The following is a 23,775-nucleotide window of genomic DNA, read 5'->3' as shown; positions in this document are numbered from 1 at the left end:
ATGATGAAAAAGAATATCATAAAAATGCTTGCGGCTGTGGCCCTTGTCGGCACAATGGCAGCATGCTCTGATGATGACAAGACTGCACCGGCAGTGAACATCAAAGAGCAGACCGTCACCATCGACAGCCTCCAGCCAGGCAAGGTGGTGTTCCACTGGACTACTCCAGAGCACCCAGACTACTATTATATCAAGGTGGCTTACGACGACCCCGTTAAGGGCCACCGCGTGCTCAACGCCAGCGCCTATGCCGATTCCCTCATGATCGACGGACTCTTTGCCAAGTATGGCGAACTCGCCTACACATTCACGGCAGTGAGCAGAGACGGCGGCGAGAAGGTGCTCTTCACCAAGAATGCCAAGGCGGGCTACGTGCCTGCCGACATCAAGGACTACGAGGTGGGACCTATCAGCCTGACCGCAGCACAGCTCTGGACCGACAACCAGGAATCATCCGAGGGTCCTATCGCAGCCCTCATCGACGGCAACAACGGCACCTACTTCCACATGAGCTGGAGTGCTCCAACTCCATGGCCTCACTACATTCGTGTAGACCTGGGCAAGAAGGTGAAGGGCGTATCGTTCTGGTATAAGGGCCGTAACAACAACAACAACGACAACCCTAAGCACATCACCATCTGGGCAAGCAACAAGGCGGCCGACAACCCTACTGATGCCGAAGCATGGAAGATTGGTGAATTGGGTAGCGATGTTCTGCCGAAAGGCACGGCTCCTGAGTATACATCTCCTGGTCTGTTCAGTGAAAAAGATGAGTTCAAGTATCTCTGGCTGCAGATTGACGAAGCTTATTCCGGCAGCCAGTGGATTGCTATGGCCGAGCTGAGCATCAAGGAAATGACCCGTTCTATCTACGATCCTGAGAAAGAGCCAATGAAGTAAAGAAGAAATCTTTCAAGGGGGGATTCAAGAAGCCCTGAAAGAAAATCTTTCAAAGGGGATTCAAGAAGCCCTGAAAGAAAATCTTTCAAAAGGGGATTCAAGAAGCCCTGAAAGAAAATCTTTCAAAAGGGATTCAAGAAGCTCTGAAAAGAACAAAAACATCAGATAAAAGGAGGAAAGCGCAAGTTTTCCTCCTTTTTTTGATTCCTATCCGATAATTTTTCGTATCTTTGCAAAATGATAATCAGAGTGATGGACTTATGCTATACCTCATTCTAGAATAATTTTGAATTTAGTAATTCAAGTTTCGCAAGTAACCTCCGGTCCCCGAAGGGGGCCAACTTTCAATAATCGCTGGTGGAATGACCTCCGGTCCCCGAAGGGGGCCAACTTTCAATAACCGCTGGTGGAATGACCGAAGGTCATGAAACCTGCGGACAACCAATAGTAGGGAGAAAGCGTCCCCAAAGGGGGCGAACCACATCCAGTCTTGCTCCTGTTCGCCCCCTTCGGGGACGATAAGAGAGTATCTGTCACTATCCGCAGGTTACATTCCCTTCGGTCATTCCACCCGCGGTTATTCACATTCGCCCCCTTCGGGGACGGTAGATGCTACTTGCGAAACTTGAATTAAGTAATAAAATATAATAAAATAAAGATTTAAGAAAGAAATATGATTACAGTTGATGGATTGACCGTCGAGTTCGGCGGCACCACCCTATTCAAAGACATTTCCTTCCAAATCAACGAGAAGGACCGTATCGCCCTGATGGGCAAGAATGGCGCAGGAAAGAGTACCCTGCTCAAAATCATCGCAGGCGTGAGAAATGCCACCCGTGGCACCGTATCCGCCCCGAAAGACTGCGTCATCGCCTATCTGCCTCAGCACCTGATGACCGAAGACGGCAGAACCGTGTTCGAGGAAACCTGCCAGGCCTTCGCCCATCTGCACGAGATGCAGGCGGAGATAGACCGCATCAACAACGAGCTTACCACCCGCACCGACTACGATAGCGACGACTACATGCAGCTCATCGAGAAGGTTTCTTCCCTTTCAGAAAAGTTCTACGCCATCGACATGACCCATTTCGAGGAGGATGTAGAGAAGACGCTGCTCGGACTGGGCTTCGAGCGTTCCGATTTCAACCGCCCTACCAGCGAGTTCTCGGGAGGATGGCGCATGCGCATCGAGCTGGCAAAGCTGCTGCTGAAATCGCCTGATGTATTGCTCCTCGATGAGCCTACCAACCACCTCGACATCGAATCCATCGGATGGCTCGAAGAATTCATCATCAACAGTTCCAAGGCAGTGGTAGTGATCAGTCACGACCGCAAATTCGTTGACGACATCACCACCCGCACCATCGAGGTGACCATGGGCAGAATCTACGACTACAAGGCCACCTACAGCCAGTATCTGGAACTGCGCAAGGAGCGCCGCGAGCAGCAGATGAAGAAATATGAGGAGCAGCAGAAGATGATAGCCGAAACCAAGGACTTCATCGAGCGGTTCAAGGGCACCTACTCCAAGACCTTCCAGGTGCAGAGCCGCGTGAAGATGCTCGAAAAGCTGGAACTCATCGAGGTGGATGAAGAGGATACCAGCCGACTGCGACTGAAGTTCCCGCCGAGTCCGAGAAGCGGTGCCTATCCGGTGCAGATGAGCGACGTGGCGATGTCGTTTGATGACAAGCAGATATTCAGCGGCGTGAACCTCACCGTGGAACGTGGCGACAAGATTGCCTTCGTGGGAAGAAACGGCGAGGGTAAGTCTACGCTGGTGAAATGCATCATGGGTCAGCTGCAGAACGAGGGCAAGCTGGAGCTGGGGCATAACGTGCAGATAGGCTATTTTGCTCAGAACCAGGCTTCTTTGCTGGATGGCGAGCTCACGGTGTTCCAGACCATAGATGATGTGGCAAAGGGCGAGATAAGAAACAAGATTCGCGATTTGCTGGGTGCCTTCATGTTTGGTGGCGAGGATTCTACCAAGAAGGTAAAGGTATTGTCGGGTGGCGAAAGAACCCGTCTTGCCATTCTGAAGCTGCTGCTGGAGCCTGTGAATCTGCTGATTCTCGATGAGCCGACTAATCATCTGGACTTGAAGACGAAGGATGTGCTGAAGCAGGCGCTTCTTGATTTCGACGGCACGCTCATCGTGGTGAGTCACGACCGTGATTTCCTGGATGGATTGGTGAGCAAGGTATATGAATTCGGTCATGGCAGGGTTCGTGAACATCTGTGCGGCATCTACGAGTTCCTGGAGTCGAAGAAGATGGAAAGCCTTCAGGAATTGGAGAAGAAATAGGAATCAGAGAACTTCAGAATTTGGTAAAGAAATAGGAATCAGAAGCCTTCAGGAGCCGTAAGAAAGCGGCATCTCCTGAAGGCTTATTTTATTTAGCCTTAAGGCTAGGAATATTTACCCTTAAGGGAAAATATATTTTGCCTTAAGGCTAGATATTTTTTCCCTTAAGGCTAGATATTTTTTGAGTCTAGAACTGATATCTTTTCACATCAAGAACAGATGTCTTTTCACATCATATTGCTTACGTCTGGACATACAAAAAATAGGACCTGTTTCACAACAGATCCTATCACATACTTACTAAAACTAAATTAACCACTAAAAAAACTAATATCTTTTTTTCCCTAGAGGGAAAATCTCCTAGACTTACAAAACAACAAAGAGGACGCCACCTCTTTAACGCTTAACGATGCCTATGATCCATCATAGACTGAAATCCACTTGCAAAGTTATTCAATTTATTTGAATCCACCAAATTCTCTAAACTTTTTTAAAAGAAAGTGGCGTATATTAATACATTTTAAAACTTATACCCCACAGTCATCAGCAATTGATGGCGATTGTTATCCACTTTGCACGAAGTTGGGATATTGCTCAACGCTTCATTCTTATTCACATAGCTCATAAACGGATAGAAATCGCCCTTCTGGGTAGTATACTGATAAGCTACATCAATATTCAGATTCTCGTAGTTGAAACCCACACCGCAGGTAATGCGATTCATCGCCTTCCAGTTGGTATAATCTGTAGAAGTAGCGATATCTACTCCATTGCTGCCAATCGACTGATCACGATAGGCATTCTCTCTGAACATCGGCGATACATAGTTGTAACCCAGGCGCAGAGAAAGCATGGAGGTTGGCTTGAATTCCGCTCCCACCTTCAAGGTGCTTACGCCCTTCAGGTTGGCACGGGTATCAGCATTCATCACATCATCGCTGCTGCTGGTCTCGTAATAATCGCCCCAGTAGTAATCGTAGTAGCCGCCATCCTTCACGCGGTTGTCCATGTGGTCGTACCAGGCATACTCGTAGGTAGCACCCAGGGCAAGATAGTTGCCCACGGTATGACCCATGCTGACACCCACCTTCCAAGGAGTGTTCAAGCGGAAGTCGTAATCCACAGTCTGTCCCTTATCACCCTTTGTGTAGCAAGGCACATTGACGATATTGCCGGCTGCATCCTTATCCTGGAAAGTAGCTGGTGCTTCACCGCCATACATACTCAGATCGTGGGCTGCGCTGAGCGAGAGATCGTAGAACACAGGAGAATTGACGTAGGCACCGATGCGGAAAGGAGACTCCTCTACCGGACGGAAGATGACTCCTGCCTTCACGTCATAACCCGTACCCGTAATCTTGATCTCCTCGTAGGAATCGCTATAGTTGCCATCCACCAGATTCTCTGCATAGAGGGAATTACTGTTGTAATGAACATCATGCAAACCGATGGTAAGACCGAGCCATACTCTATTGCCGATAGAACCGCTGATATTGAAATCGTAGCTGCCGATGTAGCCATGCTGATACTGTCCGAAGAGATAAGACTGGGCGTCGGCGAAAGCCAGGGCACCATCGGAAGTGACATTGAGCAGACCATTCTGATAATTGCCTGCATTATCCTTGTAACCGCCAAAGTTTGCATCTACGGCACTCCATCCATCAACACCCTCGGCATGCTTGGCTGCAGTCAACTTGTTCTGCGAAGCCTTCGTGAGCGTATTGGCTGCGTTGAGGAGCTGTCCGAAGTCGGTACTCTTATGATAATTGAATGCGAGATTGAGCGCACTGGAGTTTCTCATCTTCGTAGACCAGACGATGCCTACCTGGTCGAAGGTTGGATGACTCTTCTTGCCCTTGATATCTATGGTAGAATAGCCAAGGGAAACACTGTTGTCTGCACCGCTCTGGGCGATGACGCCAGCAGAGAGGGAAATCTGATTCTTGCGGAAAAGACCCACACCGGCTGGGTTGGTGCTGATGGTGGAGATGTCGGCACCCAAGGCCTCCATCGCTCCACCCATACCTACATAGCGGGCGGTACCCGTGAGTTGGCTGGCAGCCAACTTGGTATCCTGATAGGTTTCCTGCGCAGCGGCACTCATGGAAGCCACGAGCGCACTGGCAAAAAGTATATGTTTCAAATGATTCATATTATTTCTAATTTTAATTGTTTATAAAGCTTTTGCCCTTTCAGGGCGTATTCATAAAAACCACTATAACCCAGGGCGATGCCCTGGGCTAGGAGCTTCTGCCCTTTCAGGGCGTGCTGGCAAATGGCAAATCCTTTCAGGGCGTATTTATCGGCGACCTCCGAAGCTGCCGCCACCAGAGCGACCGCCGCCTCCAAAGCTGCCACCACCGGAATGGCCACCACCGAAGCTGCCACCTCCGCCTACGCTGCCGCCACTGAAGCTGCCGCCATTACCAAAGCTGCCGCTGTTGCCGAAGCCGGAATTACTGCGCGTTCCGAAATTGGAATTATTGTTGAAGCCATTGTTGTCACGGCGCTGACCGAAACTGCGGTTGGAACCGCTTCTGCGGGTATAGGTATTCCTGTTGCCCTGGGATCCGCCATAAACATATCCATGAGAAGCATCAATGCGACCCGGATTGTTATATCTCTTGCCGCCGGCAAAACCGCCATAGCTTACATGCCCTATCATCGGACCACCCCAGTACCAAGGACCATACCAGCCGCCCCAGCCGTAATACCATGGGTCATACCAGCCACCATACCATCCGGCATAGCCATAATACCAAGGATCATACCATGGGTCGAACCATGGGTCATACCAGCCCGCATAGTAGCCGTAGCGCCAAGGATTGTGCCATCCCCACATGCGCGAACGCCAGTAGTACGGACCATAGCCATAGTAGCCGTAGAACCACGGATCATAATAGCCATCCCAGCGGCTCATGCGGCGGGTGTAGTCGAAATCCTCATCCTGGTTGATGTATTTCTGGGCAAAATACGCATCATCATAGATGCTGTCGGGTCTTACCCCCTTGCCCACATGAAACTGGATGATGTCGTTGCCCAGCGAATCGGTGCCCACATGCTCAAAATGACTGAAGATGCGTCCGCCACGGTTATACTCATCCACATCACGCCCGCTCCCACTCCAATAGAGTGAGTAGATGCTATCTCTAAATGCACGCTGCGCAGCATACTGCTGCTGGAGGCGTGCTCGCTTCTCAGCTTTTTCCTTCGCCTCTTTCTTCGGGTTGAAGTAGAGGTCGTCGTCCTGCGCCATCGAAGTCAATGGCATGGCTGCTGCCATCAGGACTGCCAGAAGATACATTTTCTTCATCGTATATTTCTCCTATTCTTTAGTTTCGTTTCCCGAATCATCACGGCCTGCATATCCGTGAATCATCTGCTGAATTATATATGCAAGTGAGGGCTGAAAAACAGCCTTTTTCTATCTATATAATAATTCTAGTGCAAAAATATTGCTTATCTTTATGCAAAAATACAGAATTTCCCTAAAATAATGTAGGTTTTCCCCTATTTTTTTATAATTTTGCAGAAGATTTAAAATAATTCTAGCTTTTTTGAACATTCAAAGGCGTTTTATGACAAGAAATTAATACATATTAAACATGAAATATTTAGTAGCGACATTCAACATCGAGACCACTGCCGACTTGATGCAAGCCTGCCAGGACCTGCTTGCCGACGGAGCTGCCGAGGCAGGATTCGAATCTTTCGAGGAAACGGAAACGGGCATGGAGGCTTACGTGCAGAAGGACCTCTTTGACAAGGAGGCACTGGACGAATACATCGCCGACTTCCCTATCATGGATACCCGCATCACCTACGACATCAAGGATGCCGAGGACAAGGACTGGAACCAGGAATGGGAGGAGCAGGGCTTCGCCCCTATCTTCGTAGCCGACCAGGTGGTCATCTACGACGCCAAGCATCCTGAGCTCTACCCCGACACCAGCAACCGCCCCGACATCATCGAGATAGGCATCGAAGCGAAACTTGCCTTCGGAACCGGCAACCACGAAACCACCCGCATGATCATCTCGCAACTGCTGCAGATGCCGGTGAAGACCAAGCGAGTGCTGGATTGCGGCACGGGAACGGGCATTCTGGGACTCACCGCCTCCAAACTGGGTGCCAAGGAAGTGGTGGGCTACGACATCGACGAATGGAGCGTGGAGAACGCCAAGCACAATGCCGTGCTGAACGGCGTAGACAACATGGAGGTGCTCTTCGGCAACTGCAATGTGCTGAACCACGTGAGCGGCGTTTTCGATGTGGTGATGGCGAACATCAACCGCAACATCCTGCTCAGCGACATGCGCCTCTTCCGCAGCGTGATGAACATCGGCGGAACCCTGATCCTGAGCGGTTTCTACGAGGAAGATGTGCCGGTGCTGCTGGAAAAGGCGGCAGAACTGGGACTGCACGAAGTAACGAGACAGGTGGATAACAACTGGACCTGCCTGGTGCTGGGATAAAAAAACGAATAAAGGCTGATTTTCCGGATTTACGGGAAATCAGCCTTTATTCGTTCTCATCAAATACCTTTTCGCTCTTGTTGCTTCCGATGCAGAGCTGTTTCAGGTCGTAATAGCTGCCGTTGTAGATGTCGAAATCCACGTAGCCCTTGATGCCAGGCAGCTTTCCGGCATCGGTATGCTGCCAGAACTTCCACTTGCCCTTGTATTGCACCTTATCCACGTAATAGTGGGCTATCCAGTAAGGATAGTCATCGAAAACAGGCGCACTCAGGTATTGCTCCTTAAACTTATAATAGGTGTAGATGATAGGTTTCACATGATACCTATCCTCCACGATATGCAGCCACGTAAGCACATCACGCTGGAAATCTTCCACACTCTTGTCATCAGGCTTATGCTCGATGTCGAGCACCGGAGGCAGGTCGCCATCCGTAAGATGCACCTGATCCAGGAAATAATACGCCTGGTCGCGGGCAGAAGATTTGTTGCTCCAGAAATGATATACGCCACGGATGAATCCGAAATCACGCGCCTGGTTGAAATTAGACCGGAAATTCTCGTCCAGTCGGCTGGAACCCTCGGTGCTCTTGATGATGACAAAGCGCACAGGGCATCCCTTGATCATCGCACCCTTCAAGCGCTCCCAATCAATCTCACCCTGATAATGGGAGATGTCGATGCCATGAATCTCATAACCCTCGGGATAAACCTCGTCGCCATAGAGCGCACGCCAGCGGAATCCCGTAGGACTGACGAAGAAATGATAAAACAGGAAGACGTAGAGAACGACTACTGCCGTTCCGCCTATCCACCAAGCCCAGCGGGGATAGCGTCTGAAAACAGAAGACGAACGCCTTCTGCCACGAGAGCCACCACGCCGAGCAGATGTACTCTTCCTCGCCATAGTCCCCTTTTTCTGTGTAGAAGCCGTTCGTCTTGTTGACATATAAAATATATGAGTATTTTTATATTACTTATATAATATACTTATATATCGTATATTACTTGGCCTGCTCCAACTGGAGAGTCTTTGTGGTCTGATCGCAAACCTCAGATGGACCCCAGTACTGGATAGGACCTGGATATACATAAGCTGTCTCCTTAGCCCACTGCTCACGCTTAGAAGCGAAGAACTTGAATGGAGCACCGTCGAGCTCTACGAGAGCCTTGCGGATAACTGGCTTGTTAGCACCGTTACGACGCTCGATGTTCATCATCATAGTGATAGGCACACCACCGGCAATCCACTCAGCAGCAGGAGCTGTTGTGTTCTTGATGATTGACATGTAACCGGTCTTGCCGTTAGCGATGAGGCGAGAAGCGTTGAAACCGAGTGAGTAGCAGTAGTCAGCATCGTAGTTAGAAGGAGCTGCGCAACGTCCCTCGTAACCGAAGAAGTGGTGCTGAGCAGAGAACTTACCTACGTACTTGCCTTCCTTCTTCCAAGCAGCCAACTTCTCAGCTACCATGCGAGAGAGCAACTTCTCTGTCTCGATGAGAGATACCTGTACGTTTCCGTGAGGGTCACGGTCGAGGCAAAGCTGGCGAGCTACGTCTGCTGGCAATGACTCCAATACAGCGAGGTTGTCCTTAGCGATGGCGCCCTTAACGAAAGCAATCTGCTCCTCAGCGCTGGCAAACTCACGGCTCTCGCCTGTTGCAGGGTCTGTAAGAACCTCGTTCAACTCTGCGATGAGCTTCTTGATAGCTGGGATGAACTCGATCAAGCCCTCTGGGATGAGAACAGTACCGAAGTTGTTGCCCTCAGCAGCACGGTTAGCTACGGCTGTAGCGATGTATGTTACAACGTCATCCAAAGACATCTCCTTAGCCTCTACCTCCTCAGAAATCAAGCAGATGTTTGGCTGGGTCTGGAGAGCGCACTCAAGAGCGATGTGAGAAGCTGAACGACCCATCAACTTGATGAAGTGCCAGTACTTGCGTGCAGAGTTACAGTCGCGCTCGATGTTACCGATGAGCTCAGAGTAAGTCTTGCAGGCTGTATCGAAACCGAAAGATGTCTCAATCTGCTCGTTCTTCAAGTCACCGTCGATAGTCTTAGGGCAACCGATTACCTGAACGCCATACTTCTTGGCAGCATAGTACTCAGCGAGAACGCAAGCGTTGGTGTTAGAGTCGTCACCACCGATGATAACGAGCGCCTTGATGCCGAGTTCACGGAGAATCTCGATACCCTTCTCAAACTGGTCTTCCTTCTCCAGCTTGGTACGGCCAGAACCGATGATATCGAAACCACCAGTGTTGCGGTACTCGTCCATGATCTCAGAAGTAATCTCCATATACTTGTGATCTACGAGACCACCAGGACCGAGGATGAAGCCATAGAGCTTGTTAGCTGGGTTGAGAGACTTCACGCCGTCGAAGAGACCAGAGATAACGTTGTGACCGCCAGGAGCCTGACCGCCAGAGAGGATAACACCTACGTTGAAAGCAGGGAGTTCCTTAGCCTCGCCAGCCTCGAAAGTAATGACAGGCATTCCGTAAGTGTTAGGGAACAACGCCTTGATTTCATCCTGGTTACCTACTGACTGTGTTGCCTCACCTTCAACAGCCTTTACTGGACCCTGAAGAGCCTTTGGCAACTTTGGCTGATAAGCCGCTCTTGCAATCTGCAATGCACTTTTTTCCATAATTCCTTTTTATATTTTAATTAGTTGAAACTTCAAAAACACTGCAAATTTAAGGTTTTTCTACGAGATACGGAAAGAAAAATGCTAAAAATGCGTTAATTAAGATATTTTTTTTGATTTTCTATTGCTTTTCCAGAGATTTTTATTATCTTTGAGCATTGTTTTCAACCAATTATTAATTTAGAGAAAAGAATTATGGCTAACAAAAGAGATTTAAAACGAACAATCAACTACATCACCAGCGAGCTTTTCGCTGAGACTGTAGCAGCGTCTTTGTACAACGGCACACAGCAGGCCGACGTTGATGGAATCCTTTCTTCCATCGTCATGGTGAACGATGATTTCATCAAGAGAGTGTCTCATCCTGAGCCGGGCATCAAGGCGGGTGATTACTACAAGAACCTGACCAAGGACTTCAACAAGCAGGTGAGCGAGATTATCGACCAGATTGCTACCTTGGGATAAAGAGGATTGCTGAGCCTGGGATAACAGGATTTTAGCAGATACACCTATTTTATATATATAGAACAAACGATAAGGAATGATAAAAGACATTTGTCAGTGGGTATTATACAAACACTTGGGATGGAAGAAGGATATAACCGTAGGCCATCCCAAGAAGTTTATTATTTGCCTGGCTCCCCACACCAGCAACTGGGATTTCATCATAGGCCTGCTCTTCTCCAGAGCTGAGGGCATCAAGAGCAACTTCCTGATGAAGAAGGAGTGGTTCTTCTGGCCGCTGGGTCCCATCTTCAGGAAGCTGGGCGGTGTGCCGGTATGGAGAAGCAAGCATACGAGCATGACCGACAATCTTGCCGAGACTGCCCGCAAGCGAGATACCTTCGGCCTCTGCATCACGCCAGAGGGCACCCGTTCGCTCAATCCGGAATGGAAGAAGGGTTTCTACTTCATTGCCCTGAAGGCTGGCATCCCTATCCTCCTCTACGGTGTGGATTACGAGAAGAAGCTCATCCAGTGTACCAAGGTCATCATCCCTTCGGGAGATGTGGAGAAGGACATGAAGGAAATCAAGCTCTACTTCAAGGATTTCAAAGGAAAGAAACCCGAGAAGTTCACAATTGGAAATATCGACTGATGGAATCGCCCTGAAAGGGCAAAAGCTCTGGATCCAGCTGGCGATTAGCAATACGCCCTGAAAGGGCAGAAGCTCCTAGCCCAGGGCAGCGCCCTGGGTTTAATCGGCGATTAGCAATGCGCCCTGTAAGGGCAAAAGCTTTAAAATATGATTTAAGAAAGTGAAACAAAACAGAATTATAAAATATTGTCTGATAAGCAGTTTGCTTATTCCGGCTGGAGCAGGAATCCAAGCTGATGCCGCTGCAAAAGTCTCGCCCAAAAAGGCGAAAACTGCCGCTGCAAAGGCTGCCGCCAAAAATGCAAACCGATATGACGAGGGCAACAGCAACGCCTGGGAAGACATCGAATACGATGACGACCCATGGGTGTTCAACAGCTCCCGCCCCTACTTCGTGACTGCCGGCTTGCAGAACCGACACCTCTCATTGTGGGCTTCTCACGGACGATATTGGGATGCGGAGCGCGGATGGAAATGGCAGCGCCCCAACCTGTTCTGCACTAACGAAGACCTCTTTACGCAGACCATCGTGGTGCCCTATCTCATCCCCATGCTCCAGAATGCAGGAGCCATCGTCTTCACACCTCGTGAACGCGACTGGCAGCAACAGGAAATCATCGTCGACAACAACGACAGAAGATCCATCTCTTACATCGAAGTGGATAACTCCAAGAAATGGAAGGATTGCGACTCCCTGGGATTCGCCAATGCCAAAACCCTGTATAGCGATGGAGAAAACCCATTCACCATGGGTACAGTAAGACAAGCCAAAGCCACTAAGAAAAAGAAGAAATATAGCCTCGTCAGCTATCAGCCTAAATTCAAGGAGGCTGGTAAATATGCCGTATACGTAAGCTATCAGACCCTGCCGAAGAGCGTGCCCGATGCCAAATACATCGTGTACCACAAGGGACAGGCCACCGAGTTTACCGTGAACCAGCGAATGGGTGGCGGAACCTGGGTGTATCTAGGAACCTTCGACTTCGACAAGGGATGCAACGAGTTCAACCGGGTGGTGTGCACCAACCAGGCTTCCAAAAGAGGCGTTGTCACCACCGATGCCGTACGATTCGGCGGAGGCATGGGCAACATAGAGCGCGGCGGCGACGTGAGCGGACTGCCACGATGCCTGGAGGGAGCCAGATACTACGCCCAGTGGGCAGGTGCTCCCTACAAGGTCTATGGCGGCAGACAAGGCAAGAACGACTATGCTGACGACATCAACACCCGTTCACTGATGACCAACTGGCTGGGCGGAGGCAGCGTATACATGCCTGCCCTCAGCGGAAAGAAGGTGCCGATAGAACTCTCGCTCGCCCTGCACAGCGACGCAGGCTTCAACCCCGACGGCAAATCTACCTGGGGCGCACTCGCCATCTGCACCACCGATTTCAACGACGGGATGCTCAATAGCGGAGTTTCGAGATTCACTTCAAAGGATTTCGCTAAAGCATTGCGTGACAACCTGGTAGAAGACATGTCGCAAACCTTTGGTGCATTCAACAAGCGATACCTCTGGGACCGCAACTATTCGGAAACTCGACTGCCCGAAGTGCCATCGGCTATCCTCGAAATGCTCTCTCACCAGAGCTTCCCGGATATGCTCATCGCCCAGGATCCGATGGGCAAGTTTACCATCGCCCGCTCCATCTACAAGACCATCCTGAGATTCGTGAACAGCAACCACGGCGAGGATTATGTGGTGCAGCCACTGGCGCCCAACCACTTCAGCGTGGAGATAGATGAGTTCGGATACGCCAAACTCACCTGGAGTCCGCAACTGGACAAGCTGGAGCCTAGCGCCAAGCCTACCCGCTACATCGTTTACAAGGCAGAGGGCAACGGCGGATTCGACAACGGAACCCTGGTGCGTTCGCCACAGCACTTCGTGAAGCTGGAGCCGGGAAAGCTCTACAACTTCCGCGTGGCAGCCGTAAACCAGGGTGGCGAGAGTTTCCCATCAGAAACCCTCTCGGCCCTCTACAATCCATCAGCCTCGCAAAAGGTATTGGTGGTCAACAATTTCCATCGTCTGGCTTCGCCACAGGTGGTGGATAACGACACCTTCCAGGGCTTCGACTTCGACAAGGATCCGGGCGTAAGCTACGGGCTCACGGCAGGCTGGAGCGGCAAGCAGCTGATGTTCGACATCAACAAGATGGGGCTGGAAACCACCAGCGGACTGGGCTATTGCGGCAACGAGATGGCAGGTCAGTTTGTGGCAGGCAACGACTTCAACTACACCGAGGAACATGCCCGTGCCATCGCATCGAGCAACAAATATAGCATCGCCAGCTGTTCGAGCGAAGCCATCGCATCGGGCAAGGTGAAGATGACCGACTATCAAGTGGTAGACCTCATCAACGGACTGGAGCGCAACGATGGCTACACCCATCAGTACTTCAAGACCTTCACCCCAACCCTGCAGAAGCGCATCAGATATTACGCGCTGAACGGCGGCAGACTGCTGGTAAGCGGTTCCTACAACGGCAGCGACATGCAGACGGAAGAGGAACAGAATTTCATGAGCGACATCCTGAAGGTGCATTACGAGCCAACGGGCACGAAATTCATCGTTCAGGACATCAACCCCGAGGATTCCACCATCACCGAGCGAGACAGCATCGTAGGCACCGACCCTATCATTGAGGGACTGGGCAAGGAATTCAGCTATTACAATCAGCTGAACGCCCGCCACTATGCCGCCACTCATCCCGAGATTCTCAAGCCGGTGGGCAGCACCGCCTTCTGCGCCATGCGATACCTATCGGGCACCAGTGCGGCTGTGGCCTACAAGAGTAGCAGCTACCGCACCTTCACCATGGGCATCCCGCTGGAGTGCATCAGCGATGAGAAGACCCGCCACAGCATCATGCTGGGTATCCTCAATTTCCTGACGGAATAATTTAAAATTAATAATTATATGTATAAGATTCAAGCAAACCAGTCTGGCACACGCTCTATCGAAGTGAGCGACCAGCATTTAGAGACTATTGACAAGTATCAGTTGCTCCGCAACCTCGTAGATAGCAACGGCATCATCGACGAGGAAGTGCTCGACAAGTTGAAGTTCAATGTACGCGCCCTCCTGGAGAGCAGCGACATCAAGGACAAGGAATTGCTCGACCTCTGCCTCGACGTGATCTACAACCAGAACATGAAGGCTTTGGGACTCCACAACCTCGTATTGCTCTACGTGGATTGGAAGGAGAAGAAGGATGCACAGGAATCTGCTGATGCAGAGCCAGATGCAGTAAATGATTAAAGCATTTTGAATGGAATATAAGTTAACAGATTTCCTGCCAACAACCAAGAAGGAGTGCGAACTCAGGGGATGGGACGAACTGGATGTCATCCTCTTCTCGGGCGACGCCTACGTAGACCACCCATCCTTCGGACCTGCCATCCTGGGACGAATCCTGGAGGCGAACGGCTACCGCGTGGCCATCGTTCCCCAGCCCGACTGGCATGGCGACTTCCGTGACTTCAAGAAGCTGGGTCGCCCTCGCCTCTTCTTCGGCGTATCGCCGGGAGCCATGGACTCGATGGTAAACCGCTACACGGCAAACCGCCGTATGCGCAGCGAGGACGCCTTCAGTCCCGACTCCCGCCACGACATGCGCCCCGACTATCCGTCTATCGTCTATACCCAGATACTGAAGAAACTCTATCCCGACGTACCTGTGGCACTGGGCGGTATCGAGGCGTCGTTGCGCCGCATCAGCCACTACGACTACTGGAAGGATGAACTGCGCAAGTGCATCCTCTGCGATTCGGGTGCCGACCTCATCCTCTACGGCATGGGCGAACGCTCTATCGTGGAACTTGCCAACGCCTTCGCCGAAGGCAAGACCATGGACCAGATTCACGAGATGCCGCAGGTGGCTTTCTACTGCAAGGAGAAGGACATTCCGGGCGGATTCAAGGACGATGACATCATCCTGCACAGTCATGAGGAGTGCCTTCACAACAAGAAGGGACAGGCTGAGAACGTGCGCCATCTGGAGGAGGAAGCCAACAAGATGCATGCCCAGCGCATGATACAGGAGACCGACGGCAAGTATGTGGTGGTGAATCCACCATTCCCGCTGATGACAACCGAGGAACTGGATGCTGCCTTCGACCTGCCTTATACCCGTCTGCCTCATCCTAAGTACAAGGGCAAGACTATTCCGGCTTACGAGATGATCAAGTTCTCCGTGAACCTGCATCGCGGCTGCTTTGGCGGCTGCTCATTCTGTACCATTTCGGCACACCAGGGCAAGTTCGTGGTTTGCCGAAGCAAGGAGAGCATCTTGAAAGAGGTGAAGAAAATCATAGAAATGCCTGATTTCAAGGGATATCTGAGCGATCTGGGCGGTCCTTCGGCAAACATGTATGGCATGCATGGCAAGAACCAGAAGGCGTGCGAGGTGTGCAAGCGCCCATCGTGCGTGAACCCGCAGATTTGTCCGAACCTCAATACCGACCACAGCAAGCTGCTGGAGATTTACCATGCCGTGGATGCCCTGCCGGGAATCAAGAAGAGCTTCATAGGCAGTGGTGTTCGCTACGACCTGCTGCTGCACAAGAGCAAGGACGAGAAGGTGAACCAGGCGGCAAGGGAATACACCCGCGAGCTGATTACCAAGCACGTGAGCGGCAGACTGAAGGTGGCGCCGGAACATACCAGTCCTGAGGTCTTGAAGTTCATGCGCAAGCCATCGTTCGATCTGTTCTACGAGTTCAAGCGCATCTTTGACAAGATCAACAAGGAAGAGGGTCTCAACCAGCAGATCATTCCATACTTCATCAGTTCGCATCCGGGCTGTCATGAAGAGGATATGGCGGAGCTGGCGGTAATTACCAAGGGCTTGGACTTCCATCTAGAGCAGGTGCAGGACTTCACTCCTACCCCAATGACGATTTCCACCGAGACTTGGTACACGGGATACGACCCATACACCCTGGAGCCTGTGTTCAGTGCCAAGACGCAGAAGGAGAAGCTGGCCCAGCGCATGTTCTTCTTCTGGTACAAGCCAGAGGAGCGCCGTGCCATAGAGAGCGAGCTTCGCCACATAGGCAGAGCGGATTTGATAGATAAGCTATACGACAAGAAGAGCTTTGGCGGAGGCTTTAAGGGTAAGAATACCCATTACGACGACAAGGCTATCGGTTCTACCTACGATAATCCGGGCGTGGGCAGAGGAGCCAAGGGCAAGCGTGGTGCTGGCAGAAATGCAGCAGAGCCAAAAGCCGAAAAAGGCCGTGGCAGAAATGCACAAGACCGCTTTGCGCCAAAGGGATATGGCAACGTGGGTTGCTATGATGAGGAGAAATACCTGAACAATGGAAAATCTCTAAAATCATGTAAGCCTTCGAATGCCAACATCCGTGATGCCGTGGCAGCAGCCAGAGCCGAACTGAGAAATCAGAAAGAACAGGGTGCCGGCTTCTTCAAGGACAAGAAGAAAAAGAGTTTCAACCCTAATTTCGATGACAACAACCACAACCGCAAGAACCGCTACAACAGCGGCGACAGGAACGAGCGTGGCAGTGGTCGTGGTAACCAGGGAAGAAATGAAGGAAGAGGCAGGAGAAGATAAGATGAAATAAATGAAAAAATCGCCGTTTATCCCAAACATGAGATAAACGGCGATTTTTTATTAATATTGTCTCAACGCCCCAAGCAACTCGGCGTTCTCCGTCTTGTTACCAATGGTGATTCTCAGACAGTTGCCGCAAAGTTGAACCTTGTTGCGGTTTCTTACGATGATGCCCTGAGCCACCAGATAATCGTAGATGGCCTGCGCATCCGTCACCTGAACCAGGAAGAAGTTGGCATCCGTAGGATGAATCTTCACGGTGATAGGCAAATCCAAGAAGGCTGTCATCACCTTAGAACGCTCCTGCAGGATGTTCTTCACCCACTCATCCTTCTTCAGCGGTGCCTTCAAAACCTCAAGCGCCTGCTGCTGGGTAAGCAGATTCACATTATAAGGATACTTCACCTTATTGAAGATATCAATAATCTCCTTGCTCGCATACGCCATACCCAGACGCAATGCCGCACAACCCCATGCCTTGCTCATCGTATTGAGCACAATCATGTTAGGGAAATGCTTCAGCACGCCACGGAAAGTTCGCTCGGTAGAGAAATCGCTGTAAGCCTCATCTACCACCACGATGCCATCAAACAGACGGAGCACCTCTACTATCGCCTCGCGATTGATATGGTTGCCCGTAGGGTTGTTAGGACTGCAGAACCAAACCACCTTGGTATTCTCGTCGCAGGCATCGATGATTTTCTCGGCAGAAATCTGATAGTTCTCGTCGAGCAACACGGAGCGATACTCCACGTCGTTCACATCGGCACACACCTCATACATTCCGTATGTAGGCGCAATCGCTACCACATTGTCCTTGCCCGGACGGCAGAACACACGATAAACCAGGTCGATGGCCTCATCCGAACCGTTGCCCAGGAAAATCTGGTCTTCCGGAACCCCCTTGATCTTGCTCACCTGCTTCTTCAGTTCCAGCTGAAGCGGATCAGGGTATCGGTTGTACGGGTCATTATATGGATTCTCGTTGGCATCGAGGAAGACACGGGCATTTCTGCCAGCGAATTCCGTGCGAGCGCAACTGTATGGTGCCAAGTTCCAGATGTTTTCTCGGCACAAGTCTTTTAAATCTTTCATTCTTTTAAATTATTTTAGGCTATTAACTCTCAATCTCATGGCATTTGCATGCGCCTCCAACTGTTCATTCTCCGCCATCGTCACCACAGCATCGCCTATGTTACGAATACCTTCTTCCGTGAGATGCTGGAAGGTGATCTTACGATTATAACTGTCGAGGTTCACGCCATTATATGCCAAGGCATAGCCATGGGTCGGAAGGGTGTGGTTGGTACCGCTGGCATAGTCGCCGGCACTCTCGCACGCATAGTTGCCCAGGAACACGCTGCCCGCATTCACCACCTTCTCGGCAAGCTGCCCGTAATCGGCAGTTGCGATGATGAGATGCTCTGGGGCGTAGGTGTTGCAAAGGTCGATGGCCTCCTCTTCGTTCTCAACGAGGATGAACTTGGAGTTGTCCAGCGAAGTCTGCGCCATCTCCTTGCGTGGCAATCGCTCCAACTGCACTTCCACTTCCTTCTTCACTGCTTCCAAAACCTTTTCGGAGGTAGTGATGAAGAACACCTGCGAGTCGAAGCCGTGCTCAGCCTGCGACAGCAAGTCGGCAGCAGCAAACACAGGGTTGGCAGTTTCATCTGCAATAAGACAAACCTCTGATGGTCCAGCCGGCATATCGATAGCCACATCGTGCAGGGAAACCTGCTGTTTTGCCGCCATGACAAACTGGTTGCCCGGTCCGAATATCTTATATACCTTAGGCACGCTCTCCGTTCCGTAAGCCATCGCACCGATGGCCTGCACGCCGCCCGCCTTGAAGATCTTGCTCACGCCTGCAATCTTAGCCGCCATGAGGATAGCCGGATTCACCTTTCCCTCCTTGTTAGGAGGAGTACAGAGCACGATTTCCCTGCAGCCTGCAATCTTGGCTGGGGTAGCGAGCATCAATACGGTGCTGAAGAGAGGCGCCGTTCCGCCCGGGATATACAATCCCACCTTCTCTATCGCCACGCTCTTCTGCCAACAGGTTACGCCAGCGCAGGTCTCCACCTTGCTGCCCTCAAACTTCTGGCTCTGATGGAATGCGGCAATGTTATGATGGGCGAGGTGCAAAGCGTCTTTCAGATCTTGAGAAACCAGTTGCTCAGCCTCATCGATTTCAGCCTCAGTCACAGCCAAAGAATCGAGATGGGCATGGTCAAACTTCTCCTCGTAACGCTTCACGGCATCATCGCCATGGTTCTTCACATCGTCGAGTACACCCTGAACGGTAGCATTGAGCTGCGACACGTCAAGGTGTGGGCGTTTTACTATCTCGCTCCATTCCTCCTTTGCAGGATACTTTATTACCTTCATTCCAAATTTAATTAATAATTTATAATGGATAATTAAGAACTAGACCTGCGCATAAGCTGGTCGCTACTCCTAATATCTAACTTTCTTACAATATCATCTTCTCGATTGGTGTTACAAGGATGCCCTGTGCACCGAGTTCCTTCAGTTTACCGATGATTTCCCAAAAACGCTTCTCGTCGAGAACGGTGTGTATAGAGCACCACTCCTCGTCGGCCAATGGGATGACGGTAGGACTCTTGATACCTGGCAATACCTGGGTAATCTCCTCTACCTTCGCCTTAGGGGCGTTCATCATCACGTACTTCTTGTCCTGAGCAGAACGTACTGCCTCGAAGCGGAACAGCATCTCGTTCAAAATCTGATGCTTCTCCTCATCCATCTTCCAGTTGCCGATGAGCAAAGCCTCGCTCTTCATCACAACCTCCACTTCGGCAAGATTGTTGCTTACCAATGTAGAACCAGAGCTGACGATATCGAAGATACCATCTGCCAGACCGATGCCCGGACTAATTTCCACAGAACCTGTAATGACGTGGATATCGGCATTGATATTGTTCTTCTTCATGAAATTGCGCAGGATGTTAGGGTAAGAAGTGGCAATCTTCCTGCCATTAAACCACTGCAATCCCGGATAATCAATCTTCTTAGGGATGGCAAGGCTCAGGCGGCATTTGCTGAAGCCCAACCGGTCGATGATCTGGGCATTCTCGCCACGCTCCACGAACTCGTTCTCACCTACGACACCGATGTCGGCTACTCCAGAGGCAACGCTCTGAGGGATATCGTCATCGCGAAGGTAAAGCACTTCGAGAGGAAAATTACTTGCCTGCACCAAGAGGGTGCGCTTTGAGGCGCTGACCTTGATGTCGGCCTCTGCTAAAAGATTCATTGTGTCGTCGAACAAACGACCCTTACTTTGTACTGCTATTCGTAACATATTTCTGTATTTTGTTTGAAAAACATTGCAAAAGTACATAAAATTGTTAGAATATGCAAATAATTTCGTACTTATATTCAATTTTTTAGTACTTTTGCAGTCGCAATGAGGAAAAAGTTATATTTATACGCATTATATTCACTGTTTTTGCTCTCAAGTTGCGCTGACAAGAAACCGCAGCAAGAGCTCACGCCCTGGGGTACTCCCGTGGGCGAAGTGGATGGCATCGACGGTTCTGAAGAAGATGGAAACGCCGATGGAGATGGGTTGGATGATGCCAACGGAAAGGCAAACCGGCAGCGGGGTTTCTCGCTGGAAGATATCCAGGAGAACGGCGAGCTCATCATGCTCACCGTGAACGGTCCTACCACCTATTATGATTATCACAACCACGGCATGGGTCTGCAGTATCTGCTCTGCGAGAAGTTTGCCCAGCAGATTGGCGTATCGCTGAGGGTGGAGGAATGCAAGGATACCACCGAGATGATTCAGAGACTGCAGAAGGGAGAAGGCGACATCATCGCCGTGCCACTGCCCCGCCATATATCAAAAGGTGGAAAGACTCTTCCTGATGGGAATCATGCAGCAGACCTGCAATTCTGCGGCGTTACTCCCGACAGCGGAAAGACGCAGTGGGCAGTGATTGGCGGCAACAAGAGTCTTGCCGATACCCTGAACGGATGGTTCAAGCCGAAGATGATAGCCGAGGTGAAGAAGGAGGAATCCTTCCTGCTATCTACAGCCAGCATCCGCCGCCACGTGTATTCTCCGTTCCTGAACCGTTCGAAGGGTGTCATCTCACGCTACGACCATCTCTTCATGAGATACAGCGGAACGGCTCGCATGGACTGGCGACTGATGGCGGCTCAGTGTTACCAGGAGAGTTGCTTCGATGCGAATGCCAAATCGTGGGCGGGTGCCTGCGGACTGATGCAGATTATGCCATCCACCGCCTCGCACCTGGGCTTGCCGATGAGTGCCATCCACGATGCCGAGGCTAATGTGGCTGCGGCTGCGAGATACATGGCAGAACTGCAGGGCCACTTCAGCGATGTGGGCGACCCAGGGCAGCGCGTACTCTTCGCCCTTGCTGCCTACAACGGCGGCTTCCATCATATCCGCGATGCGATGGCGCTGACCCGGAAGCACGGTGGCAACTCGCACAATTGGGGTGATGTAAGGGAATATGTGCTCCGACTGTCGCAACCAGCCTATTATTGTGACCCGGCAGTGAAATACGGTTACATGCGAGGCACCGAGACGGCTGATTATGTGGATAGAATCCGTGCCCGCTGGAGCGAGTACTGCGGTGGAGCCAGCTTCCACGAGAGCTATCGTGGCGGCAGCCGTGGCCCGCACATCGGAAGAGGAACCGACTCCTTTCATGGGGCACCGGTGAAATCAAAGAGAAATTATCAGAAGAAATACCATATATAATAATAAAGGCTTCTGCGAATCCGCAGAAGCCTTTATTATTATATATGGTGGGCAATATTTGCCAAACATTTATTTCAACACTTCATCGAGCAAGGTATAGAATGCAGGATCCTCACCCACGATAGTCTTCACAATCTTGCCGTCAGGACCCACAACAATCTTGGTTGGGAAACCCTGGATAGCATACTTGCTGAGCACATCGCTGCCCTTTGGATTATATACGTGAATCCATGGCAACTGATGCTTCTCAACGGCAGCCTTCCACTTAGCCTCGGTATCGTTGCAGTCAACACCCAGGATCTCGAACTTGCCCTTATACTTCTCGTAGTACTCCTTCATCTTAGGCATACCCTTGATACACCAGATACACCAGGAACCCCAGAAGTCGATGACAACATATTTGCCACGCAAACTTGAAAGGCTGAATGGCTTGCCATTGATGTCATTCAGAGTGAAGTCAGGAGCCTCTACACCGGAAGCCTGAACCACCTTAGCCTTCTCCTCCATCTCAGCCTGCTTCTTGGCACGTTCAATAATTGGCTCATAGTATGCCTTCATTCTACCGTTCTTGACGTTATCTGCCATCAGACTGATCAAAGTCTCCTTATCTTTGACATCGTCCAGCTCGTCGATGAGAAGAGCGATACACTCCTGATCGGAATGCTGCTTGGCATAAGCAAGAAGGTCGGCAGCATACTTTTTCTGCAAAGGTTCCATACGCTCATCTACAACTTTTTTGATAGAATCGCGGTTGCTATCATTCACATTACCAGAATACCATTTCCAGAGCGCTTGGATATCCTTGTAAGCCTGATCCCTATACTCATTCATCAAATCCTGCTCCTGATAGAATTTACCTCCCTTGATATCGACACCCCCAGTGAAGTTACCCTTCATCTCAATAGTCTCACTCGGAATGGCAAAGACTGGATAGGCTTTAAATACTCCACTCTTGATGAGCTTCTGGTCACAGAGATAAACCCATTGAGGCTTATCAAAGTTCTTGGAGTACACAAACTTCTTTTTCTTAACCTCGATGTTTTCCGTCTTTCTTCCAATCATAGCTACCAGAGAATCAGGCAACCCCTCTACGTTACCCTTGATCTGAAAGGTTCCGCTCTGAGCCATCGCTGCTGCAGATGCCAGCATCATAGCAGCTGTAAAAATCATTTTCTTCATTTTGAATTATGTTTTATCTTTTATATTTCCACATTTACTTTTATCTATACCTTATTATATAAGGCATTCTTTATTCTTCATACTCCGTGGTATCCTCGATGCCCGCCGCAGCCAGTGCTTCCTTGCGCTCCACGCAGGTGCCGCACTTTCCGCAGTGCTTCTCGCCACCCTTGTAGCAGCTCCAGGTCTCGGCATAATCAATGCCGAGCTTCTTGCCTATCGCCGCAATCTCGCCCTTGGTGATGTTGGTGTACGGAGCCACCACGCGAACATCCACGAAGGTGCCAGCCTCGGCAGCCTCATCGATTGCCTTGATAAATTCAGGGCGACAGTCCGGATAGATGGTGTGGTCGCCGCCATGGTTGGCGATGAGCACCTTCTTCAGGTTGTTGCTCTCGGCAATGCCGATGGCGATGCTGAGCATGATGCCGTTACGGAAAGGAACCACGGTAGATTTCATATTGTCGTCGGCATAGTGACCCTCTGGGATGGCATCGGCACCCTCCAGGAGAGAACTCTTGAAATACTGATGCATGAATCCCAGGTCGATGGTGATATGCTTGATGCCCAGTCGCTCACAATGCATCTTGGCGAAAGGAATCTCTCGCTCGTTGTGGTTACTGCCATAATTGAAACTGATACCCAGGGCTATCTCGTCCTTCTTGTCATAAAGCAGCGTGATGCTATCCATACCGCCGCTCACAATAATTACTGAATCCTTCATTTACTTTGAACTTAATATTTATAAAATCAGATTATATTTATAAATTCAGACTATACACAAAAATCTGCGGAATCCGCGAAATCTGCGTG

The 23,775-nt window shown here is 50.5% G+C and carries 18 protein-coding genes; 9 read left to right on the top strand and 9 right to left on the bottom strand.

The window, feature by feature from the left end; translation table 11 throughout:
- Positions 1-900, top strand: a complete 900-nt coding sequence (locus tag KUA49_RS08300; protein ID WP_218412264.1) for a discoidin domain-containing protein — start codon at positions 1-3, stop codon at positions 898-900.
- Between the two features lie 673 nt (positions 901-1,573).
- The gene (locus KUA49_RS08295; RefSeq protein WP_218412265.1) at positions 1,574-3,208 is read left to right on the top strand and encodes an ABC-F family ATP-binding cassette domain-containing protein; all 1,635 of its coding nucleotides are present in this window, start codon (positions 1,574-1,576) and stop codon (positions 3,206-3,208) included.
- 520 nt (positions 3,209-3,728) lie between these two features.
- On the opposite strand, the gene KUA49_RS08290 is transcribed toward KUA49_RS08295, so the two are convergent.
- Both KUA49_RS08290 and KUA49_RS08285 read right to left on the bottom strand, forming a co-directional pair.
- Entirely contained in the window at positions 3,729-5,360 is a 1,632-nt protein-coding gene (locus KUA49_RS08290) for an OmpP1/FadL family transporter (RefSeq protein ID WP_218412266.1), read from the bottom strand.
- A gap of 147 nt (positions 5,361-5,507) precedes the next feature.
- Entirely contained in the window at positions 5,508-6,521 is a 1,014-nt protein-coding gene (locus KUA49_RS08285; RefSeq protein WP_218412267.1) for a hypothetical protein, read from the bottom strand.
- Between the two features lie 292 nt (positions 6,522-6,813).
- Here KUA49_RS08285 and prmA point away from each other — a divergent pair, with 292 nt between their 5' ends.
- Positions 6,814-7,683, top strand: coding sequence for a 50S ribosomal protein L11 methyltransferase (prmA, locus tag KUA49_RS08280; RefSeq protein ID WP_218412268.1), 870 nt, complete (start codon positions 6,814-6,816; stop codon positions 7,681-7,683).
- A gap of 46 nt (positions 7,684-7,729) precedes the next feature.
- Here prmA and KUA49_RS08275 read toward each other — a convergent pair whose 3' ends face one another.
- Both KUA49_RS08275 and KUA49_RS08270 read right to left on the bottom strand, forming a co-directional pair.
- Entirely contained in the window at positions 7,730-8,590 is an 861-nt protein-coding gene (locus tag KUA49_RS08275; protein ID WP_203049460.1) for a glycoside hydrolase family 25 protein, read from the bottom strand.
- A 97-nt stretch (positions 8,591-8,687) separates the two neighbouring features.
- A complete protein-coding gene (locus KUA49_RS08270; RefSeq protein ID WP_218412269.1) occupies positions 8,688-10,337 on the bottom strand; it encodes a diphosphate--fructose-6-phosphate 1-phosphotransferase in 1,650 nt (549 codons plus the stop codon).
- 195 nt (positions 10,338-10,532) lie between these two features.
- Between KUA49_RS08270 and KUA49_RS08265 the strand changes: the two genes are divergently transcribed.
- From KUA49_RS08265 to KUA49_RS08245, 5 genes are all read left to right on the top strand, one after another.
- Positions 10,533-10,802, top strand: a complete 270-nt coding sequence (locus tag KUA49_RS08265; RefSeq protein WP_203040678.1) for a hypothetical protein — start codon at positions 10,533-10,535, stop codon at positions 10,800-10,802.
- A 76-nt stretch (positions 10,803-10,878) separates the two neighbouring features.
- Positions 10,879-11,436 (top strand): 1-acyl-sn-glycerol-3-phosphate acyltransferase, encoded by a 558-nt coding sequence (locus tag KUA49_RS08260; protein ID WP_217762995.1) that lies wholly within the window; start codon positions 10,879-10,881, stop codon positions 11,434-11,436.
- A gap of 160 nt (positions 11,437-11,596) precedes the next feature.
- Positions 11,597-14,341, top strand: coding sequence for a fibronectin type III domain-containing protein (locus tag KUA49_RS08255; protein ID WP_318331686.1), 2,745 nt, complete (start codon positions 11,597-11,599; stop codon positions 14,339-14,341).
- Positions 14,342-14,359: 18 nt separating this feature from the next.
- A complete protein-coding gene (locus KUA49_RS08250) occupies positions 14,360-14,701 on the top strand; it encodes a hypothetical protein (RefSeq protein WP_218412270.1) in 342 nt (113 codons plus the stop codon).
- A 10-nt stretch (positions 14,702-14,711) separates the two neighbouring features.
- Positions 14,712-17,021: a YgiQ family radical SAM protein gene (locus KUA49_RS08245; RefSeq protein ID WP_218412271.1), complete on the top strand. Its 2,310-nt coding sequence runs from the start codon at positions 14,712-14,714 to the stop codon at positions 17,019-17,021.
- 60 nt (positions 17,022-17,081) lie between these two features.
- On the opposite strand, the gene hisC is transcribed toward KUA49_RS08245, so the two are convergent.
- From hisC to hisG, 3 genes are all read right to left on the bottom strand, one after another.
- A complete protein-coding gene (gene hisC / locus KUA49_RS08240; protein WP_218412272.1) occupies positions 17,082-18,116 on the bottom strand; it encodes a histidinol-phosphate transaminase in 1,035 nt (344 codons plus the stop codon).
- 9 nt (positions 18,117-18,125) lie between these two features.
- A complete protein-coding gene (gene hisD / locus KUA49_RS08235) occupies positions 18,126-19,409 on the bottom strand; it encodes a histidinol dehydrogenase (protein WP_203040673.1) in 1,284 nt (427 codons plus the stop codon).
- Between the two features lie 85 nt (positions 19,410-19,494).
- Positions 19,495-20,346, bottom strand: a complete 852-nt coding sequence (hisG, locus tag KUA49_RS08230) for an ATP phosphoribosyltransferase (RefSeq protein WP_218412273.1) — start codon at positions 20,344-20,346, stop codon at positions 19,495-19,497.
- Between the two features lie 105 nt (positions 20,347-20,451).
- Here hisG and KUA49_RS08225 point away from each other — a divergent pair, with 105 nt between their 5' ends.
- Complete coding sequence (locus KUA49_RS08225) at positions 20,452-21,783, top strand: transglycosylase SLT domain-containing protein (protein ID WP_218412274.1); 1,332 nt, start codon at positions 20,452-20,454, stop codon at positions 21,781-21,783.
- Between the two features lie 69 nt (positions 21,784-21,852).
- Here the strand turns inward: KUA49_RS08225 and KUA49_RS08220 are convergent, their stop codons facing one another.
- Both KUA49_RS08220 and queC read right to left on the bottom strand, forming a co-directional pair.
- The gene (locus tag KUA49_RS08220; RefSeq protein WP_218412275.1) at positions 21,853-22,962 is read right to left on the bottom strand and encodes a TlpA family protein disulfide reductase; all 1,110 of its coding nucleotides are present in this window, start codon (positions 22,960-22,962) and stop codon (positions 21,853-21,855) included.
- Positions 22,963-23,032: 70 nt separating this feature from the next.
- Positions 23,033-23,686 (bottom strand): 7-cyano-7-deazaguanine synthase QueC, encoded by a 654-nt coding sequence (gene queC, locus KUA49_RS08215; protein WP_218412276.1) that lies wholly within the window; start codon positions 23,684-23,686, stop codon positions 23,033-23,035.
- Between the last annotated feature and the right edge of the window lie 89 nt (positions 23,687-23,775).

The organism is Segatella copri, from assembly GCF_019249655.2.
Lineage (GTDB): Bacteria > Bacteroidota > Bacteroidia > Bacteroidales > Bacteroidaceae > Prevotella.
This window is presented reverse-complemented; position numbering and strand designations above follow the sequence as displayed.

Excerpts from the sequence above, each read along its gene's own strand:
- KUA49_RS08300 (WP_218412264.1), top strand. The coding sequence starts at position 1 with ATGATGAAAAAGAATATCATAAAAATGCTTGCGGCTGTGGCCCTTGTC.
- KUA49_RS08295 (WP_218412265.1), top strand. The coding sequence starts at position 1,574 with ATGATTACAGTTGATGGATTGACCGTCGAGTTCGGCGGCACCACCCTA.
- KUA49_RS08290 (WP_218412266.1), bottom strand. The coding sequence starts at position 5,360 with ATGAATCATTTGAAACATATACTTTTTGCCAGTGCGCTCGTGGCTTCC.
- KUA49_RS08285 (WP_218412267.1), bottom strand. The coding sequence starts at position 6,521 with ATGAAGAAAATGTATCTTCTGGCAGTCCTGATGGCAGCAGCCATGCCA.
- prmA (WP_218412268.1), top strand. The coding sequence starts at position 6,814 with ATGAAATATTTAGTAGCGACATTCAACATCGAGACCACTGCCGACTTG.
- KUA49_RS08275 (WP_203049460.1), bottom strand. The coding sequence starts at position 8,590 with ATGGCGAGGAAGAGTACATCTGCTCGGCGTGGTGGCTCTCGTGGCAGA.
- KUA49_RS08270 (WP_218412269.1), bottom strand. The coding sequence starts at position 10,337 with ATGGAAAAAAGTGCATTGCAGATTGCAAGAGCGGCTTATCAGCCAAAG.
- KUA49_RS08265 (WP_203040678.1), top strand. The coding sequence starts at position 10,533 with ATGGCTAACAAAAGAGATTTAAAACGAACAATCAACTACATCACCAGC.
- KUA49_RS08260 (WP_217762995.1), top strand. The coding sequence starts at position 10,879 with ATGATAAAAGACATTTGTCAGTGGGTATTATACAAACACTTGGGATGG.
- KUA49_RS08250 (WP_218412270.1), top strand. The coding sequence starts at position 14,360 with ATGTATAAGATTCAAGCAAACCAGTCTGGCACACGCTCTATCGAAGTG.
- KUA49_RS08245 (WP_218412271.1), top strand. The coding sequence starts at position 14,712 with ATGGAATATAAGTTAACAGATTTCCTGCCAACAACCAAGAAGGAGTGC.
- hisC (WP_218412272.1), bottom strand. The coding sequence starts at position 18,116 with ATGAAAGATTTAAAAGACTTGTGCCGAGAAAACATCTGGAACTTGGCA.
- hisD (WP_203040673.1), bottom strand. The coding sequence starts at position 19,409 with ATGAAGGTAATAAAGTATCCTGCAAAGGAGGAATGGAGCGAGATAGTA.
- hisG (WP_218412273.1), bottom strand. The coding sequence starts at position 20,346 with ATGTTACGAATAGCAGTACAAAGTAAGGGTCGTTTGTTCGACGACACA.
- KUA49_RS08225 (WP_218412274.1), top strand. The coding sequence starts at position 20,452 with ATGAGGAAAAAGTTATATTTATACGCATTATATTCACTGTTTTTGCTC.
- KUA49_RS08220 (WP_218412275.1), bottom strand. The coding sequence starts at position 22,962 with ATGAAGAAAATGATTTTTACAGCTGCTATGATGCTGGCATCTGCAGCA.
- queC (WP_218412276.1), bottom strand. The coding sequence starts at position 23,686 with ATGAAGGATTCAGTAATTATTGTGAGCGGCGGTATGGATAGCATCACG.